1 protein-coding gene and 1 pseudogene are annotated in these 3,307 nt (G+C 62.2%); both read left to right on the forward strand.

The window, feature by feature from the left end:
- Positions 1-652: pseudogene (rpoB, locus tag BGO62_RS00955) on the forward strand (DNA-directed RNA polymerase subunit beta); the annotation flags it as partial.
- 20 nt (positions 653-672) lie between these two features.
- Positions 673-3,307 (forward strand): DNA-directed RNA polymerase subunit beta' (gene rpoC / locus BGO62_RS00960; protein WP_296638670.1); only part of this gene is annotated, 2,635 nt, incomplete at its 3' end.

A 3,307-nucleotide genomic window follows, 5' to 3' on the forward strand; every position in this document is an offset into this window, starting at 1 on the left:
CGAGCGTATCGGCGAAATGCTGGCGGCGCAGACCAAGACGCTGGTGAAGGATATGCGCCACTTCCTGAAGGAGATCTACAACCAGTCAGGCAAGTCGGAGGATCTCGACAGCTTCAGCGACGACGAAGTGATCGAACTTGCGCGCAACCTGACCAAGGGCGTGCCGTTTGCCTCGCCGGTATTCGACGGTGCCTCGGAAGAGGAAATCCGCCGCATGCTGACGCTGGCCGGGCTGCCCGAGGGCGGCCAGGTCACGCTGTACGACGGCCGCACCGGCGAAGCCTTCGACCGCCAGGTGACGGTGGGCTACAAGCATGTGCTGAAGCTGCACCACCTGGTCGACGACAAGATGCACGCGCGTTCCACCGGCCCGTACTCGCTGGTTACCCAGCAGCCGCTGGGCGGCAAGGCACAGTTCGGCGGTCAGCGCTTCGGCGAAATGGAAGTGTGGGCGCTGGAAGCCTACGGCGCATCCTATGTGCTGCAGGAAATGCTGACCGTGAAGTCCGACGACGTGAACGGCCGTACCAAGGTGTACGAGAACATCGTCAAGGGCGATCACAAGATCGAGGCCGGCATGCCGGAATCCTTCAACGTGCTGGTGAAGGAAATCCGTTCGCTCGGTATCGACATCGATCTGGAACGTTATTAATTTAGGGTGAGGACACAGCCATGAAAGCATTGTTGGATCTTTTCAAGCAGGCCACCCACGAGGAAGAGTTCGACGCCATCAAGATCGGCCTGGCGTCGGCGGAGAAAATCCGCTCCTGGTCCTACGGCGAAGTGAAAAAGCCGGAGACCATCAACTACCGTACCTTCAAGCCGGAGCGCGACGGTCTGTTCTGCGCCAAGATTTTCGGCCCGGTGAAGGACTACGAGTGCCTGTGCGGCAAGTACAAGCGCTTGAAGCATCGCGGCGTCATCTGCGAAAAGTGCGGCGTCGAAGTCACGCTGTCCAAGGTGCGCCGCGAGCGCATGGGTCATATCGAGCTGGCCTCGCCGGTCGCGCACATCTGGTTCCTGAAGTCGCTGCCCAGCCGTCTCGGCATGGTGCTCGACATGACGCTGCGCGACATCGAGCGGGTGCTCTACTTCGAAGGCTTCGTGGTGGTCGAGCCCGGCATGACGCCGCTCAACCGTGGCCAGTTGCTGACTGAAGAGGACTACCTCGCCAAGCTGGAAGAATACGGCGACGAATTCAAGGCGCTGATGGGGGCGGAAGGGGTGCGCGAACTGCTGCGCTCGCTCGACCTGCACACCGAAGTGGAAACCCTGCATTCGGAAATCAGCAAAACCGGTTCCGATACCAAGCTGAAGAAGCTGTCGAAGCGCCTGAAGATACTCGAGGGTTTCCAGAAGTCCGGCATCAAGCCGGAGTGGATGATTCTCGAAGTGCTGCCGGTGCTGCCTCCCGAGCTGCGTCCGCTGGTACCGCTGGATGGCGGCCGCTTTGCGACTTCCGACCTCAACGATCTGTATCGTCGCGTCATCAACCGCAACAACCGGCTCAAGAGGCTTTTGGAACTGAAGGCGCCGGAAATCATCGTGCGCAACGAAAAGCGCATGCTGCAGGAAGCGGTCGATTCGCTGCTCGACAACGGCCGCCGCGGCAAGGCGATGACCGGCGCTAACAAGCGCCCGCTGAAGTCGCTGGCCGACATGATCAAGGGCAAGAGCGGCCGTTTCCGCCAGAACCTGCTGGGCAAGCGCGTCGACTACTCCGGCCGTTCCGTCATCGTGGTGGGTCCGGCTCTGAAGCTGCACCAGTGCGGCCTGCCGAAGAAGATGGCGCTGGAGCTGTTCAAGCCCTTCATTTTCAACCGCCTCGAAGTGCTGGGGCTGGCGACCACGATCAAGGCCGCCAAGAAGATGGTGGAAGACGAAGAACCGATCGTGTGGGATCTCCTGGAAGAGGTCATCCGCGAGCATCCGGTGATGCTGAACCGCGCACCGACGCTGCACCGCCTGGGCATCCAGGCGTTCGAGCCGGTGCTGATCGAAGGCAAGGCGATCCAGCTGCATCCGCTGGTGTGCGCGGCCTTCAACGCCGACTTCGACGGCGACCAGATGGCCGTCCACGTGCCGCTGTCGCTGGAAGCGCAGACCGAAGCGCGCACCCTGATGCTGGCGTCGAACAACGTGCTGTCGCCCGCCAACGGCGAACCCATCATCGTGCCATCGCAGGACATCGTGCTGGGCCTGTATTACATGACGCGCGAGAAGATCAACGCCAAGGGCGAGGGCATGCTGTTTGCCGACGTCACCGAGGCGCGCCGTGCCTACGACAACCGTGAAGTCGAGCTGCACGCCCGCGTCACGGTGCGGATCAAGGAAGTGACGCTGGATGCGGAGAAAAACCGCGTCGAGACGGTCAAGCGGGTGGAAACCACGCTCGGCCGCGCGCTGCTGTCGGAAATCCTGCCGCCGGGGCTGCCGTTCAGCTTCGTCGACAAGGCGCTGAAGAAAAAGGAGATCTCCAAGCTGATCAACGCCAGCTTCCGCCGCTGCGGCCTGCGCGAGACGGTGATTTTCGCCGACAAGCTGATGTACACCGGCTTCACTTTCGCGACCCGCGCGGGGATGTCGATTGCCATCAAGGACATGCTGATCCCGAATGAAAAAGGCCAGATTCTGGGCGCGGCCGAGGCCGAAGTAAAAGAAATCGAGTCGCAGTACACCTCGGGCCTGGTGACCCAGGGCGAACGCTACAACAAGGTGGTGGACATCTGGGGCCGCGCCGGCGACGCCGTGGCCAAGGCGATGATGGGGCAGCTGGGCGGCGAGAAGGTTGTCGACCGCCACGGCAAGGAAGTCACCCAGGAATCGTTCAACGCGATCTACATGATGGCCGACTCGGGCGCGCGCGGTTCCGCTGCGCAGATCCGCCAGCTGGCCGGCATGCGTGGCCTGATGGCGAAACCGGACGGCTCGATCATCGAAACCCCGATCACGGCTAACTTCCGTGAGGGGCTGAACATGCTGCAGTACTTCATCTCGACCCACGGCGCCCGCAAGGGGCTGGCCGATACCGCGCTGAAGACCGCGAACTCCGGCTACCTGACGCGCCGCCTGGTCGACGTGACGCAGGATCTGGTGGTGACCGAGGACGATTGCGGCACCAAGAACGGCCTGGTGGTGAAGGCGCTGGTCGAAGGCGGTGAGGTGGTCGAGGCCCTGCGCGAGCGGATTCTCGGCCGCGTGGCAGCCAGCGACATCATCAATCCCGAAACCCAGGAAACCGTGTTCGAAGCCGGCACCCTGCTGGTTGAAGATGTGGTTGACACCATCGAATCGCTCGGCATCGACG

The sequence above is a fragment of the Thiobacillus sp. 65-1402 genome (genome assembly GCF_001897685.1).
GTDB lineage: Bacteria > Pseudomonadota > Gammaproteobacteria > Burkholderiales > Thiobacillaceae > Thiobacillus.